Annotated in this window: 17 protein-coding genes; 11 read left to right on the plus strand and 6 right to left on the minus strand. The window is 60.8% G+C overall.

The window, feature by feature from the left end; translation table 11 throughout:
- The first annotated feature begins 10 nt into the window (after positions 1-10).
- From ACW5W4_RS16825 to ACW5W4_RS16840, 4 genes are all read left to right on the plus strand, one after another.
- Positions 11-586, plus strand: coding sequence for a YajG family lipoprotein (locus ACW5W4_RS16825; RefSeq protein ID WP_408792576.1), 576 nt, complete (start codon positions 11-13; stop codon positions 584-586).
- 26 nt (positions 587-612) lie between these two features.
- The gene (locus tag ACW5W4_RS16830; RefSeq protein ID WP_456690147.1) at positions 613-1161 is read left to right on the plus strand and encodes a peptidylprolyl isomerase; all 549 of its coding nucleotides are present in this window, start codon (positions 613-615) and stop codon (positions 1159-1161) included.
- A gap of 375 nt (positions 1162-1536) precedes the next feature.
- Positions 1537-2916: an AmpG family muropeptide MFS transporter gene (locus ACW5W4_RS16835; protein ID WP_427262628.1), complete on the plus strand. Its 1380-nt coding sequence runs from the start codon at positions 1537-1539 to the stop codon at positions 2914-2916.
- 155 nt (positions 2917-3071) lie between these two features.
- The gene (locus ACW5W4_RS16840) at positions 3072-3914 is read left to right on the plus strand and encodes a nucleoside-specific channel-forming Tsx family protein (RefSeq protein WP_456690148.1); all 843 of its coding nucleotides are present in this window, start codon (positions 3072-3074) and stop codon (positions 3912-3914) included.
- A 103-nt stretch (positions 3915-4017) separates the two neighbouring features.
- On the opposite strand, the gene ACW5W4_RS16845 is transcribed toward ACW5W4_RS16840, so the two are convergent.
- Positions 4018-4500, minus strand: coding sequence for a YajQ family cyclic di-GMP-binding protein (locus ACW5W4_RS16845; protein WP_041993229.1), 483 nt, complete (start codon positions 4498-4500; stop codon positions 4018-4020).
- 190 nt (positions 4501-4690) lie between these two features.
- Here ACW5W4_RS16845 and ACW5W4_RS16850 point away from each other — a divergent pair, with 190 nt between their 5' ends.
- From ACW5W4_RS16850 to ACW5W4_RS16865, 4 genes are all read left to right on the plus strand, one after another.
- The gene (locus ACW5W4_RS16850) at positions 4691-5626 is read left to right on the plus strand and encodes a ketopantoate reductase family protein (protein WP_456690149.1); all 936 of its coding nucleotides are present in this window, start codon (positions 4691-4693) and stop codon (positions 5624-5626) included.
- Between the two features lie 41 nt (positions 5627-5667).
- A complete protein-coding gene (locus ACW5W4_RS16855; RefSeq protein ID WP_456690150.1) occupies positions 5668-6225 on the plus strand; it encodes a DJ-1 family glyoxalase III in 558 nt (185 codons plus the stop codon).
- Positions 6226-6512: 287 nt separating this feature from the next.
- Positions 6513-7052 (plus strand): YbhB/YbcL family Raf kinase inhibitor-like protein, encoded by a 540-nt coding sequence (locus ACW5W4_RS16860; protein ID WP_456690151.1) that lies wholly within the window; start codon positions 6513-6515, stop codon positions 7050-7052.
- A gap of 11 nt (positions 7053-7063) precedes the next feature.
- Positions 7064-7867: a helix-turn-helix transcriptional regulator gene (locus ACW5W4_RS16865; RefSeq protein ID WP_456690152.1), complete on the plus strand. Its 804-nt coding sequence runs from the start codon at positions 7064-7066 to the stop codon at positions 7865-7867.
- 149 nt (positions 7868-8016) lie between these two features.
- Here the strand turns inward: ACW5W4_RS16865 and tyrS are convergent, their stop codons facing one another.
- Positions 8017-9216, minus strand: coding sequence for a tyrosine--tRNA ligase (gene tyrS, locus ACW5W4_RS16870; RefSeq protein WP_456690153.1), 1200 nt, complete (start codon positions 9214-9216; stop codon positions 8017-8019).
- Between the two features lie 114 nt (positions 9217-9330).
- On the opposite strand from tyrS, the gene ACW5W4_RS16875 reads away from it, so the two are divergent.
- Both ACW5W4_RS16875 and ACW5W4_RS16880 read left to right on the plus strand, forming a co-directional pair.
- Entirely contained in the window at positions 9331-10632 is a 1302-nt protein-coding gene (locus ACW5W4_RS16875) for a peptidoglycan DD-metalloendopeptidase family protein (RefSeq protein WP_456690154.1), read from the plus strand.
- Between the two features lie 65 nt (positions 10633-10697).
- A complete protein-coding gene (locus ACW5W4_RS16880; protein ID WP_456690155.1) occupies positions 10698-11822 on the plus strand; it encodes an anhydro-N-acetylmuramic acid kinase in 1125 nt (374 codons plus the stop codon).
- Positions 11823-11992: 170 nt separating this feature from the next.
- Here ACW5W4_RS16880 and hchA read toward each other — a convergent pair whose 3' ends face one another.
- Positions 11993-12856, minus strand: coding sequence for a glyoxalase III HchA (hchA, locus tag ACW5W4_RS16885; protein ID WP_456690156.1), 864 nt, complete (start codon positions 12854-12856; stop codon positions 11993-11995).
- Positions 12857-13100: 244 nt separating this feature from the next.
- Entirely contained in the window at positions 13101-13364 is a 264-nt protein-coding gene (locus ACW5W4_RS16890) for a hypothetical protein (protein ID WP_456690157.1), read from the minus strand.
- Between the two features lie 301 nt (positions 13365-13665).
- Here ACW5W4_RS16890 and ACW5W4_RS16895 point away from each other — a divergent pair, with 301 nt between their 5' ends.
- Positions 13666-14931: a Rid family detoxifying hydrolase gene (locus ACW5W4_RS16895; RefSeq protein ID WP_456690158.1), complete on the plus strand. Its 1266-nt coding sequence runs from the start codon at positions 13666-13668 to the stop codon at positions 14929-14931.
- A gap of 47 nt (positions 14932-14978) precedes the next feature.
- Here ACW5W4_RS16895 and ACW5W4_RS16900 read toward each other — a convergent pair whose 3' ends face one another.
- Both ACW5W4_RS16900 and ACW5W4_RS16905 read right to left on the minus strand, forming a co-directional pair.
- The gene (locus ACW5W4_RS16900; RefSeq protein WP_456690159.1) at positions 14979-16043 is read right to left on the minus strand and encodes a GTP pyrophosphokinase; all 1065 of its coding nucleotides are present in this window, start codon (positions 16041-16043) and stop codon (positions 14979-14981) included.
- Between the two features lie 260 nt (positions 16044-16303).
- Positions 16304-16470, minus strand: a 167-nt coding sequence (locus ACW5W4_RS16905) for a transketolase-like TK C-terminal-containing protein (protein WP_456690160.1), incomplete at its 5' end; no start/stop codon positions are given.

Consider the following 16470-nt stretch of genomic DNA (forward strand, 5'->3'; position numbering starts at 1 on the left):
GGACTCCATCATGAAATCATCCTTTCTGCTGCTCGCCGCCCTGCTGCTTGGCGGTTGCGCTACCCACTGGCCCGAGACGGCACTGCTCAATCCCCAGGTGATCCCGGCGAACCAGCAATACTATTCCGGCAACCGCATCACCATGGAGGGCATCGACAAGCGCGCCGCCGCACATGTGTTCGCCATCCAGCAAAAAGAGAAGGCCCCCGTCTACATCCGCAGCGAACAGCCCCTCAACACCCTGCTGGTCGAACGTCTGGGCGAAGGGCTGCGCGGCCAGGGGCTGGAGGTGGGCAGCAGCGGCACCACCCACCTCACCCTGCAGGTCAACGACGCCCTGGTCAGGGTCGACGAGAAGACCTTCACCTATGTCACCAAGTCCAAGGTGAGCCTGCAGGTGATGGCCGATTTTCAGGGCAGCCGCCTGACCAAGGTGTTCAATGCCAGCGCCAGCAAGGAGGGTCCGGGTGAGCCCAGCATCGCCGATCTGGAGCGAGTGCTGAACCAGCAGCTCGGCAACCTGATCCAGCAGATCATGGCCGACGAGCAGCTGCGCGGTTACCTCAAGGGTCAACCGAGCGCCTGATCCCTCAACGTCCAAGGAAATATGCGATGAAAAAGCTGATGTTACTGGCCCTGCTGGTCTGCCCGCTGGCCTTCGCCGCCCCCAAGGTGAATCTGGAGACCAACCACGGCAACATAGTGGTGGAGCTGGCCCCCAAGGCGGCGCCCCAGACGGTGAAGAACTTTCTGCGCTACCTGGCCGATGGCAGCTATGACGGCAGCCTGTTCCACCGGGTCATCCCGGGGTTCGTGGTGCAGGGTGGCGGCTACAACCAGCAGTTCCAGCAGCTGCCCACCTATGATCCCGTGGTGAACGAGTCCAAGGGGGGGCTGCCCAATGTCCGCGGCAGCATCGCCATGGCCCGCAGCCGAGAAGCAGACAGCGCCACCCGCCAGTTCTACTTCAACCTGGCCGACAACAACAACCTCAACGCCAATGCCGGCGCCGGTTACACCGTATTCGGCCAGGTGGTACAGGGCATGGAGGTGCTGGACAAGCTGGCCCAGGTGCAGACGGGCTACAGCCCCATACTGCGCGCCAACGACGTGCCCACCAGCACCATCATCCTCAAGAAGGCGAGCCTGCTCGCCAACTGAGCCAAAGGCGGGCCCGGCCGGGCCCGCCTTGCATCGCTCGCCCCCCCCCCCGGGCCCCAGAGCAGCATCGACTCAGCCCTATCCCTCACGGCCGCCAGACCCTGCCCCGCCAATCTAAGGCCAGTCGCCAATTTCTGGCACACGGGAGAGACGCCCCCGGCCGTCCCCCTCTGACCGCAACCCTGCCGATGACGAGGCCGCCCCCAGGCCACCTCCCACCACAGGCCCAGCCCCATTTGCCGGCGCAACGGCGGCAAGACCCGGGCAGATCGGCGCCCTCTTTCTCCCCACAATATCCCCGCAATCTGAGCACCCGCCTTGGCGCGGCACCATGAACCTGCCAAAATGGCTCACTTTTTTCGAGGAGTCAGGCACTTGAACGCTGTCAGCAAACCAAGCTGGAGAGAATCCCTGCGGGTCTATCTCGAGCCCCGCGTCCTTATTCTGTTTGCCATGGGGTTCTCCTCCGGTCTGCCGCTGCTGCTGGTGTTCGGCACCCTCTCCTTCTGGCTGCGAGAAGCCGAGGTGAGCCTGACCGACATCGGCTACATGAGCTGGGTCGCTCTCGCCTATGGGGTCAAGTGGCTGTGGTCTCCCCTGGTGGACAGGCTGGCCCTGCCCCTGCTGTCGCGCCTGCTCGGCCGGCGCCGCAGCTGGATGCTCTTCTCCCAGCTGCTGATCGCCGCGGCCCTGGTCGGCATGTCCTTCTGCGATCCCAAGACCCAGCTGGCCCAGCTCGCCCTGTTCGCCCTGCTGGTGGCGTTCGCCTCCGCCACCCAGGACATCGTCATCGATGCCTACCGCATCGAGTCGGCCCCCGAACGCCTGCAGGCGGCCATGGCCGCCTCCTACATGACGGGTTATCGGCTCGCCATGATCATGGCGGGAGCGGGCGCCCTGGCGCTGGCGGCCTGGCTCGGCAGCAACAGCGTCTATGATTACCGCGGCTGGCAGCTCACCTATCTGCTGATGGCGGGGATGATGAGCATAGGTCTGGTCACCACCCTCTGCTGTCACGAGCCCGACATCGATGTGGCGAGCCAGGACAGGCAGCAGGCCCAGCGCAAGGCCCTCCTGCTGCAACATGGCTGGCCCACCCCCCTGGCGGGACTCGGCGCCTGGGCCTATGAGGCCATCTGGTGCCCCTTCGCCGACTTCTTTGCCCGCCATGGCCGCTCGGCCCTGCTGATCCTGGGGCTCATCGCCTGCTATCGCATCTCGGATGTGGTGATGGGGGTCATGTCCAACAGCTTCTATGTGGACATGCAGTTCAGCAAGACGGAGGTGGCCACCATCACCAAGGTGTACGGCGTCATCATGACCCTGGTGGGGGCCAGCCTGGGGGGGATCCTGGTGATGCGCTTTGGCACCCTGCGCATCCTGATGCTGGGGGCCCTGCTCACCGCCAGCACCAATCTCCTGTTCGCCCTGCTCAACCAGCTCGGCCACAACCTGGAGCTGCTGACCCTGATCATCTCCCTGGACAACCTCAGCGCCGGCATCGCCACGGCCGCCTTCATCACCTATCTGTCGAGCCTGACCAATGTCGCCTTCTCGGCGACCCAGTACGCCCTGTTCAGCTCTGTGATGCTGCTGCTGCCCAAGCTGCTTGCCGGGTTTTCCGGCCGTTTCGTCGAGCAGTTCGGCTACAGCACCTTCTTCGTCACCACCAGCCTGCTCGGCATCCCGGTGCTGCTGCTGATCGCAATGGTTGCCAGACGAAACATGGCCTTGTCACCGAAACCGGACAAATAGCAAGCGTTTGCGCAAAATTAGGGGTGATTAGATTCACACTTCCAGAGAAAGTTCCCTCTTGAGCGTTTATCCGCTGAATTTATTTGGCTAGAATCCCTCCGCTCCTTGTGGGCAGGCTACGGAAAACCTCAACTAACGCACAAGAGACCAATAAAATGGCCAAATTTACCAAGACTCTGATCGCTGCTGGTCTGCTGGCGGCTTCCGCCACTCCGGCTATGGCTGCTGACTATAGCGGCGACATCCACAAGAACGATTACAAGTGGATGCAGTTCAACGTGATGCACACCATCGACCAGCGTCCGTTCACTGCCGGTGCCGAAGATTACAACGACACCTATTTAGAAATGGAATTCGGTGGTCGCTCCGGTCTGTTTGATCTGTATGGCTATGTCGATGTATTCGATATCTTCGACTCCCGCCACAGCGATAAGCACAGAGATCAGAACCTCTTCATGAAGTTTGCGCCCCGTATGTCTCTGGATGCGTTGACTGGCAAGGATCTCTCCTTTGGCCCGGTGCAAGAGGTGTATATCGCCTCTCTGAACAACATCGGCGACAACCAGATGGAGAACATGATTGGTCTGGGTGCGGATGTGCAGGTACCTTGGTTCGGCAAAGTGGGCATGAACTTGTATGCTCGCCACTCCACCGAAAACAAATTCTTCACCGAGGAAGAAGGTGACTGGAACGGCTACTGGTTCGCCATGAACTGGTTCAAACCCTTCTACACCTTCGGCAACGGCAGTTTCGTCTCTTACCAGGGTTACCTGGATTACGCCTTCGATATGGACAAACACAGCCGTGCCGATCGCACCAGTGACAACATGGCGACCTTCCACGGCATCTACTGGCACTCAGACCGCTACGCCGTCGGCTATGGCCTGAAGTACTTCATGGATGCCTATGGTACTAAAGATGGTTCCACCGCTTGGGATGGCACCCCCTGGAAGAGCTCTGGCTTCAGCCACTACTTCTCCGTGACCTACAAGTTCTAATCGAACCAGTCACTCACAGAGACAAAAAAACCGGAGCCCAGGCTCCGGTTTTTTTTGCGTCGGTTCGACCAAATAAAGAGGGTCATCCCCTCTTTATCCGACGTCAGTCGCGGAAATTCTGGAACTGCATCGGCTGACCCAGCTCGGCGCCGCGCACCAGGGCCATGGTCTCCTGCAGATCGTCGCGCTTCTTGCCGGTGACCCGCACCTCGTCACCCTGGATGGCGACCTGCACCTTGATCTTGGAATCCTTGATGAGCTTCACCAGCTTCTTGGCGGTCTCTTTCTCGATCCCCTGCTTGAACTTCACGGTCAGGTGGAAACGCTTGCCGGAGTGAACGCTGTCGCCCACCTCCATGGAACTGTTCTCGATGTTGCGCTTGAGCAGGGCGCCCCGCAGCATCTCGACCATCTGCTTGAGCTGGAAATCGGCATCCGCCTCCAGTTTCACCTCTTCCTTGTTCAACTCGAAGCTGGCTTCCACACCACGAAAATCGAATCGGGTGGCCAGTTCACGATTGGCGTTGTCGACCGCGTTCAACACCTCGTTCATTTTGACTTCAGAGACAATATCGAATGACGGCATGGCCGGGGCTCCTCATGTTGCATTATTGGCGGCCAAATCTACCAGAAAACCGGCAAATTTGCTGATTTCGATAAAGACGCTCTGTTAGAATCCTTGCCATTGCCGACAGGTGAGACCCATGAGTGTCCACCTCCACCCCCTGGGGCGCCCTCCCAGGCTGGACGGCCCACCCTGATGATCGAGTCATATCATGCCAAGCGGATCCCAACTTCCCCCTCCTCCCTCCTGGTCCCTGCTCGGTTGTGGCGCACTCGGCGGCGTGTTCGCCACCCTGCTGACCCAATCCGGCCAACCCACCCAGCTGCTGCTGCGCGAGCGCCACAGAGCCACCCTGCACCCGGCCGTCGATTTCACCGGCCTGGATGGCCAGCATGCCCTCATCGCCCTCCCACGCGCCTTCGTGGCCGATCGCCCGGCCATCCGCCGCCTGCTGGTGATGACCAAGGCGGACCAGGTGATCCCGGCCCTGCTCCCGCTCAAAGGCAAGCTGGACAAACGGGTGCCCATCGTCCTGCTGCACAACGGCATGGGGGTGGCCGAGCGCGTGGTCGAGCTGTTCCCCGACAACCCCGTCATCGCCGGCGTCACCAGCCATGGCGCCCTGCAGCAGGGCCACTTCGTGTTTCGTCACACCGGCCGGGGCGAGACCTGGCTCGGCCCGGTCAACGAGGCGGGACGCCCGTTCGCTCCCCTGGCCGATCGACTGGCCCAGGCCCTGGGTCAGGCGAGCTGGGATGAGCAGATCCTCAGCCGTCAGTGGCACAAGCTCGCCATCAACTGCGCCATCAACCCCCTCACCGCCCTCTATCGCATCAAGAATGGCGAGCTGACAGGTCCGCGCTTTGCCGACACCCTGCAGCAGATCTGCATCGAGGTGGCCGATGTCATGAACGCCGAGGGGATCGCCACCACGGCGGAGGAGCTGGCGCGGCGGGTGCAATCGGTCGCCGGGCTCACCGCCGACAACTACTCCTCCATGCACCAGGATCTGGAGCAGGGCAAGGAGACGGAGATAGAAGCCATCACCGGCTTCCTGCTGGCCAGCGCCGCCCGACACGGCATCATGGTGCCGGTCAATCAGGGACTCTATCAGGCCATCAAGGATCGCAGCCAGGGCCAGGACTAAGCTTTGACTGCTCGCCCCATGTCCCTCACAGGAGTCACCCCATGAGCGTCTTGCTGCTGGTCGCCCCCGGCTCGGAAGAGATAGAAACCGTCGCCACCCAGGACGTGCTGGTGCGCGCCGGCATCGAGGTGGTACTCGCCTCCTGCTGCCCGGCCGGTCAGCGCCTCATCCGCGCCTCCCGCGGCGTGCAGCTGATGGCAGACTGCCACCTCGACGAGCTGCCCCCAGGGGCGTTCGAGTTGATCGTCGTGCCCGGCGGCCTGCCCGGCAGCGAGTGCATTCGGGATAACCCCACAGCCATCGCCCTGCTGCGGGCCCAGGCCGAGGCGGGCCGCTGGCGCGCGGCCCTGTGCGCCGCCCCCGCCGTGGTGCTGCTGCCCCATGGTCTGCTGGGGGAGGCCAGGGTTACCTGTCATCCCAGCTTCTGGGCCCGCATCCCCGCCCCCCAGCTCAGCCAGGAGCGCGTCGTCATCGACAGTGTGTCTCGACTGGTGACCAGTCAGGGTCCCGGCACCGCCATCGAGTTTGCCCTCGCTCTAGTGCGGGTGCTGCGGGGCGCCGAGGCGGCCGATGCCGTGGCCGGCCCCATGGTGCTGTGATCGCCCATGCGGCGATGACGGATGGCGGATGGCGCAGCCAGTGCGAGTCGACCATCCGCCAGCCAAGGCAGGGACTCCTTGCCGAAAGACCTGTGCCTCCCCCCGTCATGGTGAAACAGGTCCCCCGAGGCGGGCGGCGCCCTTTCATGCTCCCTTCTTCACCGATCCAGAGAGATGACAGACAGGCTCATCAAAGCCCTGTTTTTGACCAAGGTTGAGCCAAGGTGTGACTTTTTTGTGGCCTCGTCTCGCTAAAGTGAACCCATCATCACACGAGGAACCACACCATGAGATTGCCCAAGTCGACCGCCCTGCTGCCCCTGCTCTGCCTGGCAGCCCTGCCCGCCACCGCCATGACCCTGAGCAGCACTGACATCCACGAAGGCCAGTTGATGGACAAACGGTTCAGCTTCAACGGCTTTGGTTGCAGCGGGGAGAACCGCTCCCCCCAGCTGAGCTGGCAGAACCTGCCCGCCGGCACCAAAAGCCTCGCCATCACCACCCATGATCCCGATGCCCCCACCGGCAGCGGCTGGTGGCACTGGCTGGTGGTGAACCTGCCGGCCAGCCAGGGTTCACTTGCCACCGACGCCTCCGGCACCCTCAAGCAGGGGTTGGAACTGAGGAGCGACTTTGGCAGCCAGGGCTACGGCGGCCCCTGCCCGCCCGCGGGTCACGGCATGCATCGCTACCAGTTCACCGCCTGGGCCCTGCCAGAGGCGACGCTGGCGGTGAAGGCAGACACTCCGCCCGCCATGGTAGGCTACATGCTCAATGCCATGGCGCTGGGCAAGGCCACCCTGACCGCCACCTTCGTCACCCCCTAGGAGCCCGCCGGATGAGCACCCCCTTGCTGCAGCTGCATCACTATCTCGGCATCCGCCAGCAGCCGCTGCACCGGGTGCTCATCTATGCACCTACAGTCATCTGGGTCCAGCAGGGCCACAAGCAATTGTGGTGGCAGGAGCGGCGCCTCTCCGTTGACAAGGGGAGCTGGCTGCTGATCCCGGCCGGCCACCAGCTCACCTTCGTCAACCAGCCAGAGCAGGGCAAATTCAGCTCCCATGTGCTGACCCTGCTGACCCCGCCCCCCGCCCAGTGGCTGACCCCCACCCCGGCCGACTCGCTCAGGGATCCGCGCCTCGACGTGACCCAGGCGCTCGCCTTCTGCTTCGATCTCGTCACCACCATGGCGGACAAGCACCTCAGCGAGGCGGCCCGGATCCAGCTGATCCAAGGCTTCTATGCCGAGCTGCGCGCCGCCGATGCCCTCGACCTGCTCTTCCCCGCCAGCACCATGACGCTAGGGGAGCGGCTGGCCCGCTATCTTGGCGTGGAGCCCGGCGCCGACCATACCCTTGAGACCCTGGCCCCCCACTTCGCCATGAGCCGCGCCTCCATGGTGCGCAAGCTGGCCGCCGAGGGGCGCAGTTTTCGCCAGCTGCTGACCCAGGTGCGCATGGGCCATGCCCTCACCCTGTTGCAGCAGGGGCTCAATCCGCTTGAAACCGCCCTCGCCTGCGGCTACGACTCCCCGAGCCGCTTCGCCGCCCGGTTCAGGCAAGAGTTTGGCCTCACCCCCCATCAATATCTGCGTACCTGTCCTCCCGCCAGCCCAGGGCGTCGAGCCAACCGAGGCTGACACCTCAACGAGCGGGAGTCGCTCCCTGCCAGAGGGACAAACAGCACGGGAGTGAGCCGACAGCCGAACCTCACCAACGAAAAGGCCTCCGCGAGGGAGGCCTTTCTGATCTCAGGGCCAGCCTGAGCCAGCTGACAGAGGGGAAGCGCTTACTTCACCGTCACCCGGGCAAACTTGCGCTTGCCGACCTGGTAGACGGCGGTACCGGCAGCGATCAGTGCCTTGCCATCTTCCAGCTTGTCACCATCCACCTTGACCGCGCCCTGCTTGATCATGCGCAGCGCCTCGGAGGTGGTGGCCACCAGATCGGCGTCTTTGAGCAGGTTGGCGATGGCCAGGCCGTCCCCTTCCAGGGCCAGTTCGACCTCCGGCATCTCGTCCGGGATGGCGTTCTTGGAGAAGCGCTGGGTGAAGTCCTCGTGGGCCGCTTCGGCCGCCGCCTCGTCGTGGTAGCGGGCGATGATCTCTTTCGCCAGCCAGATCTTCACGTCGCGCGGGTTCAGGGTCCCGGCTGCGATGCCGGCCTTGAACTCGTCGATTTCCGAGAGCGGACGGAAGGAGAGCAGCTCGTAGTAGTTCCACATCAGATCGTCGGTGATGGACATGATCTTGCCGAACATCTCCCCCGGGGCATCGTGCACGCCGATGTAGTTGGCGGCGGACTTGGACATCTTCTTGACGCCGTCCAGACCCACCAGCAGTGGCATCATCAGCACGCACTGGGCGGCCATGCCGGCATCTTTTTGCAGCTCGCGGCCCATCAGCAGGTTGAACTTCTGATCGGTGCCGCCGAGCTCGACGTCCGCCTTGAGCGCGACCGAGTCATAGCCTTGCAGCAGCGGATAGAGGAATTCGTGAATGGCGATGGACTGGCCGCCGCTGTAGCGCTTCTTGAAGTCATCACGCTCCATCATGCGGGCCACGGTCTGCTTGGCCGCCAGCTTGATCATGCCGGTCGCGCCCAGCTCGCCGAGCCAGGTGGAGTTGTACTCGATGCGGGTCTTGGCCGGGTCGAGGATCTTGAACGCCTGCTCGGCATAGGTGAGGGCGTTGTGCTTGATCGCCTCTTCGGAGAGCGGCGGGCGGGTGCTGTTCTTGCCGGACGGATCCCCCACCATGGCGGTGAAGTCGCCGATCAGCAGGATGATCTCGTGGCCCAGATCCTGGAAGGTCTTCAGCTTGTTGAGGATCACGGTATGACCCAGGTGGATGTCCGGAGCCGTCGGGTCCATCCCCAGCTTGATGCGCAGCGGGCGCCCTTCCTTCAACTTGGCAACCAGTTCCTCTTCCACCAGAATTTCTTCCGCTCCGCGCTTGATCTCGGCTAGCGCCACCTCGAGCTGGGACATTTTTTGACTCTCCAATCACGATTCCACAGGGCCAGCCATATTACTGGAATGGCAGGCCAATTGGAAAGGCGGTAAACTCCGACCTTCTTCTCGGCTCAACTTCGTCAGCTTCCCATGGTCATTTGGCACGCCTTCAACTCTCTTCCTACCTGGCACCGCAAGATGGTGCTTATTCTGAGCATACTGGTGATGATGCTGGCGGCCTGGCCAAGCGAGCGCGCCGTGGCCACCCGGGTCGATGAGCGCACCGCCGGCATCGCCGAGGATGGGCTGGCGGACGAACAGGCTCGCCTCGCCCTTGACCAAACCGTCACCCCGCCCAAGCCGAGCTATGTCACCAAACAGGTGAAGGTGCGCAGCGGCGACAACATGGGAGTCATCTTCCAGCGCCTGGGCCTGAGTACCACGGACCTGCACCTCATCGATCAGCTCAAGGCCGCCGATCCCCTGCGCCTGCTCAGGCCCGGCCAGGAGATCACCTTCAAGCTCACCCGGGGCGGCGAGCTGCACAGCCTCTATTACCCCCACAGCCTGGAGCAGGCACTCAAGGTGAGCCGCAAGGACGACAGCTTCGTGGCCAAAGCCGTGCGCCTGGAGCTCGACACCCGGGAGGCGAGCGCCCAGGGCAGCATCCGCTCCAGCTTCTGGGGCGCCGCCGTGGAGGCGGGCATGACGGAGGATCAGATCCTGGATCTCGCCGCCATCTTCGGCTGGGACATCGACTTTGCCCAGGATCTGCAACCGGGGGACAGCTTCCGGGTGCTGTTCGAGGAGAAGTATCAGGATGAGGAGCGGGTCGCCTCCGGCGACATCCTGGCCGCCGAGTTCATCAACCAGGGCGAGATCTACCGCGCCGTGCTGAGCGAGGATGGCAACTACTACACCCCGGCGGGCAAGGCGATGCGCAAGAGCTTCCTGCGCGCCCCGGTCAACTTCAAGTACATCAGCTCCAACTTCAATCCGCGCCGCCTGCACCCGGTCACCGGCAAGATCCGCCCCCACAACGGCATCGACTACGTGGCCCCCGTGGGCACCCCCATCATGGCGTCGGGGTCGGGGAGTGTGGTGGCCGCCGGTTACAACCAGTTCAACGGCAACTATGTCTTCATCAAGCACGCCGGCAACTATGTGACCAAGTACCTGCACCTCTCCAAGCGCACCGTCAACAAGGGTCAGCGGGTCAAGCAGGGGCAGACCATTGGCCTCCTGGGCAGCACGGGCCGGGTCACGGGGGCTCATCTGCACTACGAGTTTCTGGTTGCCGGCGTACACAAGAACCCGCGCACCCTGACCCTGCCCCAGGCCGAGACCCTGAGCGGCAACGCCCTGAGCCGATTCCAGGCTCAGGCCCGCCAGCAGCTCGCCAAGCTGGAGCAGCCGCAGTTGCAGCTCGCCCAGCGCCGGGACGCCTCTTGACGGCCACCTCGGCGACCGGCGACACGGGCGACTCGCGCGCCCCCTCAACCACAAGGAGCCTTGTCATGGCAGAGCGTTATCTGGGACTCATGTCCGGTACCAGCCTGGACGGCATAGACGCCGTGCTCATCGAGATCGACGGCGATGAGCTGAGGGTCGAGGCTGCCCTCTGCCACCCCTGGCCGGAGGCAACGGCGCGCGAGCTGCACGCCCTCTGCACCCCGGGGGAGAACGAGATAGACCGCCTGGGGGTGGCCGACAACCGGGTGGCGCAGGAATTTGCCGCCGCCGCCCTGGCCCTGCTTGCCAAGGCGGGGCTCACTCCCAAGGATATCCGCGCCATCGGCTCTCACGGCCAGACAGTGCGCCACCGCCCCCAACTCGGCTTCACCCTGCAGATTGGCAATAGCGCCCTGCTGGCGGCGCTGACCGGCATCGACGTGGTGGCCGATTTTCGCACCCTGGACATGGCCCTCGGCGGTCAGGGGGCGCCCCTGGTGCCCGCCTTCCATCGGGGGATTTTTGCCAAACCCGGCGCCCTGCGGGTGGTGCTGAACCTCGGCGGCATCGCCAATATCTCTGTGCTGCCGGGCCAGGCCGATGGCGGCTCTGATTCAGGGGTATATGGCTTCGATACCGGCCCGGCCAACACCCTGCTCGACGGCTGGTATCGCCGCCATCATCCCCACGGCGCCAGCTACGACGCCGGTGGCCAGTGGGCGGCCAGCGGTCGGCTTGTGCCCGAGCTGCTTGAGAAACTGCTGGCTCACCCCTACTTCGCCGCCCCCTATCCCAAGAGCACGGGGCGGGAGATGTTCACGCTCGACTGGCTCGATGGCGAACTGGCAGGCAGCGCATACGCCCCCGCAGATGTGCAGCGCACCCTGCAATCTCTCACCTGCCACAGCATCGCCCGCCAGCTGCCCGCGGTGGATGAGGCGAAGGAGCCTGCCGAGCTGTTTGTCTGCGGCGGCGGGGCCCATAACGCCCCGCTGCTAGGGGAGCTCGCCGCCCTGCTGCCCCGCTGGCGTATCGCCAGCACTGCCCTGCTGGGGCTCGCCCCCGACTGGGTGGAAGGGGCGGCCTTCGCCTGGCTGGCGCAGCGCTTTATGACGCGCCAGCCCGGCAACCTGCCTGCGGTCACCGGCGCCAGTCGCCCGGCGGTGCTGGGCGCCCTCTATCCCGCCTGAAGGGCCGGGCACCAGCCCCCCATTCTGACACCGGCGCCAGCCGACCGGCCGTACTCGGTGCCCTCTATCCCGCCTGCCTCCAATAAAACAGGGCCGTCATGCGACGGCCCTGTTGCTTTACTTCCAGCCTGTTCTGCTCAGCCAAGCGCCCCCTTGCGAGGGGCGCGACCTTATCGACGGCCCACCGCCTCCAGCAGGGTGGTCGCGGCCAGCTTGCCGAGGTTATTGCCAGCCAACGGGCTGTCACCGGTCAGCAGATTGCGATCTCGGCACACCTCCCCCGAGATACCGCTGTTGACGATCTCAAAACCGATCTCTTTGAGCTTCTCGCCAAACTGCCAGGTGAGGTGGCCAGGCATATAGCCGATTGCCGGAGTCTGGGCATCCAGCGCATCGGGGAAGACGCAGATCTTGTAGCCGGCAAACGTGTGCGGATTGGCCACCGCCAGAAAGGCCGCCGGCCCGTGACAGAGGGAGATGATGAAACGATCGTGGGCCATCGCCCACTCCAGCAGCGCCTTGACCTCGGCGCTCTCGGGCAGCCCCATCAGGGCGCCGTGCCCGCCGGGAATGAACACGCCGAGGTAATCCGAATCAGGGGCCAGCACCCGCGCCAGCAGATCGGCCAGTTTGGCAGGCTGGCGGAACTGGCCCTGGTATTTGCCATAGAAGCCCACCACCGCCTCATCCTCCGTCGGCATGGCCCACCACTCGAACTTGACCGGATTGCCCGACAGGGTCGCCACCTCAAAGGCAAAGCCCGCCTGGTCGAGGTGATACATAGGCAACAGGGTCTCGACCGGATGGTTGCCGGTGGAAAACAGGGTGCCATTGTCGGTGGGCAGATAGCGCTCATCGGCCCCGATCAACAGGATCTTCCAGCGGCCGCCCCGATAGGGGGCGGGATAATCGGCCCCCGCCAGATCCGACTTGCGCGAAGTGAACTGGCTCAATGAGTAGGGGGAAGGGAAAAAGGCATTCTGCTCTGCCGGATCCGGGGTCGGTTGCTTGTCGTCAATCAGCTTCTCGGTCATGGGACTCTCTCCATCATGGGTTGACTCGCTCTCATCGTCTTGACTGCCAGGGGCCAGGCAACCGGGAAGCGTCCCTCACGCTTGCCCTCTGCTGTTGCCTCCTGCCAGCCCGCATTCGCACCGCTGAAAATATATGGCATAACCGGCGTGGCGGCTCGTCCATTTTTCCGCAGTATCAGGGGCTAAAGGTTGCCCTCGCCTCTCTGTCATTACTTATTGCCATGCAGAGGGGCTGAATGTTATTTCAATGGCTGTTTTTCGGCTCACCGTAGGCATATTTTGGTCGCACTGAACAGCCCTGCGGGATCACGATAAATAGATAGCTATGCAAAACCGGGGCAATAACCTGCAATCCTGTCAAAGTCATTAACGGATGATTCACACCCAGTAACCCTGATGGATGACAATAAGGGGCTATCTGGTTCTGCCCTGACATGAAAGCGGGATCGCCATCACCTTTATTTGGTATTTTTGTCATGAATTGAATCGCAAAGTGAATATATTTCACTCTGTTGAGCCACCTCATAGAAACCGGATCCCGGTTTGCATCCCCGGATAGCCGCCCCCTAGAATCCCCCTGTCTGACATCATCAAGCCAATCTTGCTCCATCGTCCGTTCGACCGCGCTGGCGACAGCGAATTCAGGCTCGACACAGTGATGGCAATGTTTCCTTTTCCCCGTCGTGCTACGCCGGGTACGGGCAACTGTTGCCTCAATAAAACGAGTCGGATCCGCCGCCGATCAGATACCCGGCAATGCACAGAAGAGTGGCGTGACCCTACATCCAAAACGAAAAAGGAGTATCGCCATGAGTGGTACCATCATCAAATCCGCCAGAAATACCCCTAATGCCCCCCAGGATCTGGGGCCCTGTACCCAGAGCGTGGCCTTCTCCCACTACAACAATATTGCCGCCCAGCTACCGGTCGATCCCAAGACGGGCAAGCTGGTGAGTGGCGATATAAAGGCGCAGGCCAGACAGTGCCTCACCAATATCCAGGCCATCGTCCAGAGCATCGGCCACGGCATGGAGGACATGGTGAAGGTGACCCTGTTCCTGACTGACATCGCCGACCTCGATGCCGTCAATGCCGTCTATCGGGAATTCTTCCCCCACTCGCTGCCGACCCGCACCGTGCTGGCGGTGGCCGGTCTGCCGCTCGGCGCCAGGGTGCAGATGGACGCCCTGCTCTCCAACGGGGAAGGCACCTTCCCCCAGGCCCCCTGCCCGCTGCTGAAGCTTGCCCGAAGCAGCGATCGCGCCCCGCAAGACCCGCTCTCCAGCCAGAGCGTCGCCTTCTCCCATTACAACAATATCGGTGCCCAGCTGCCCATGGATCCCGCCACCGGCGCCCTGGTTGACGGCGGCATCCGCGAGCAGGCAGCCCAGTGCCTGCGCAATATCAAAAACGTGCTGGAGAGCATAGATGTGCCCTTCGACGATATCGTCAAGGTGACCCTCTACCTGACCAGCCTCGTCGATCTGGAGGCCGTCAACGAGGTCTACCGCACCTTCTTCCCGGATTCGGCCATCGCCCGCGCCGTCGCCTACCTGCCGGCCCGCAGCCTGATCGTGGCCTCCGCCCTGCCGCTGGGTGCCCGGGTGCAAATGGATGCCGTCGTCTCCCACGGTGACGGCACCCCGCCGCAGCTGGTGGAAGACAGGCACAAGCTGGTGATCCGTGCCCGCAATACCGACAAGGCACCGCGCAGCCCGCTCCATTGCCAGAGCGTCGCCTTCTCCCACTACAACCATATCGCCGGCCAGCTGCCGATCGACCCCGCCACCGGCAAGGTGCTGACCGGCTGTATCAAAGAGCAGACCGCCCAGTGTCTCGGCCATATCAAGACTATTGTGGAGAGCATCGGCCACGTGATGGACGATATCGTCAAGGTCAATATCCAGCTGAAGAACATCGCGGATCTGGCGGACGTGGATGCCATCTACACCAAATACTTCCCGGCCTACCTGCCCGCCCGCACTGTCATCGGCGTGAGCGAGCTACCCGCCGGCGCCCTGGTGCAGATGGATGCGGTGATGTCCAATGCGGAAAGCACCCCGCCGCAGGCGTAAGATGTTTCGTTAACGATAAAAGGACACCGGCTTAGGCCGGTGTTTTTTTACACAGGAACGTAATTACCTATTTTAACCTTACCTTTTTTCATTTCCTTCAAATATCTCTCGCACATATCTGTATGCCAATCACTTTCACTCCAAGGATGATTTTTTATATAAAATTGTCCCATGCCAGCTAAAAGCACCAATTCAAATCGGGCTATTTGTCCTTGCCTCGTACCAAATAATATGCGGCTAATAGCGTCAGCATCATAGCCACTAATACACTTTTGAATCTGCTCAAAAGAGTCAAAGCCAAGATGTTTTAAAAGTGTAGCGGTAAAATCATAGTTTCCTTCACTCATTCTCCCATCTTTCCCTAGGTTTTTATCTAAATACGCTTTCAAAGCGTCTGGAGTAATTTCTATTCCAACGACATCACCTTTTTCCAAAGATAATCTTGCAGCATCCCTTATTCTTATATCTTCTTTCTGGATTGCCTGAAATTCTCTATCAGCCACTTCTAACATGCCAGCCAAAGCCATGAACCGTCGTTTAATTGACCTAGGGATAGTCGCAACCGATTTGTATTGTATATCATGTTCAATCTCTGCCCATGAGTGCTGCAAAATAGTTCTAAGCTGTATTTCACAAACTAATCCTTCACATAACTTATATTCAGGAAGGTTAGCTCTATTAGGCTTTAATTTCACGAGAAAATGTATACTCTGATAACCAAATTTTTCTTCTTCTTGTAAAATACTTGATTTATCAATTTTTTCTATCACATCAAACTCTCTCTCCAAAACCAATTGAATATCTTCAACAGTTTTTAAAAAGAAAGCTATTATTCTAACGCCTGCTAAGTCTGTAATCTGTTTTAATGGTTCGCTATATTTTGGTTCCTCAGGCCTAGATGCGTTGTTTTTTCTGCACTTTTTTTCTAAACTTTCTAAATCTTTAGCCCTACATTCAATTGAGTGAATCAATAGTTTTTCGTGTTCTAGAGCATTTTCTATTATTAATTTTATTGCTGTTGCTAATGCCTCATACTGGTGGCGAACTTTTGAGAACTCTTCTCTTGCCTTTCGCCCATGCTCTTCAAAATTGAATACTTCTATCGCGCTCATAAAAATACACTCTTATATTAATAAATAAAAATTTAAAATATATCATGAAGTATGGCATTTTATTATATAAACAAAAATGTACCATTCAATTATAAAAAACTTCATGTCAAACACTGCTTTATAAATTGCATTACAATATTATCAATAAAATTAACCAATGCAATTCATTTAAAAAAACGCCCCCCATCTTGCGATGGAGGGCGTTTTATTTTCCGGCTATTGGGCCTGCGCGGCCCAACGTTCAGGAATTACAGGGACTGTTACAGGGATTCAGCGGTCGCAACCACGTTTTCCACGGTAAAGCCGAATTCCTTGAACAAGAGCTCGGCCGGGGCAGACTCACCGAAGGTGCGCATGCCGATGATCTTGCCGCCAAAGCCCACGTACTTGTACCAGTAGTCGGCGATGCCGGCTTCGATGGCGACAC

The sequence above is a fragment of the Aeromonas crassostreae genome (genome assembly GCF_054052445.1).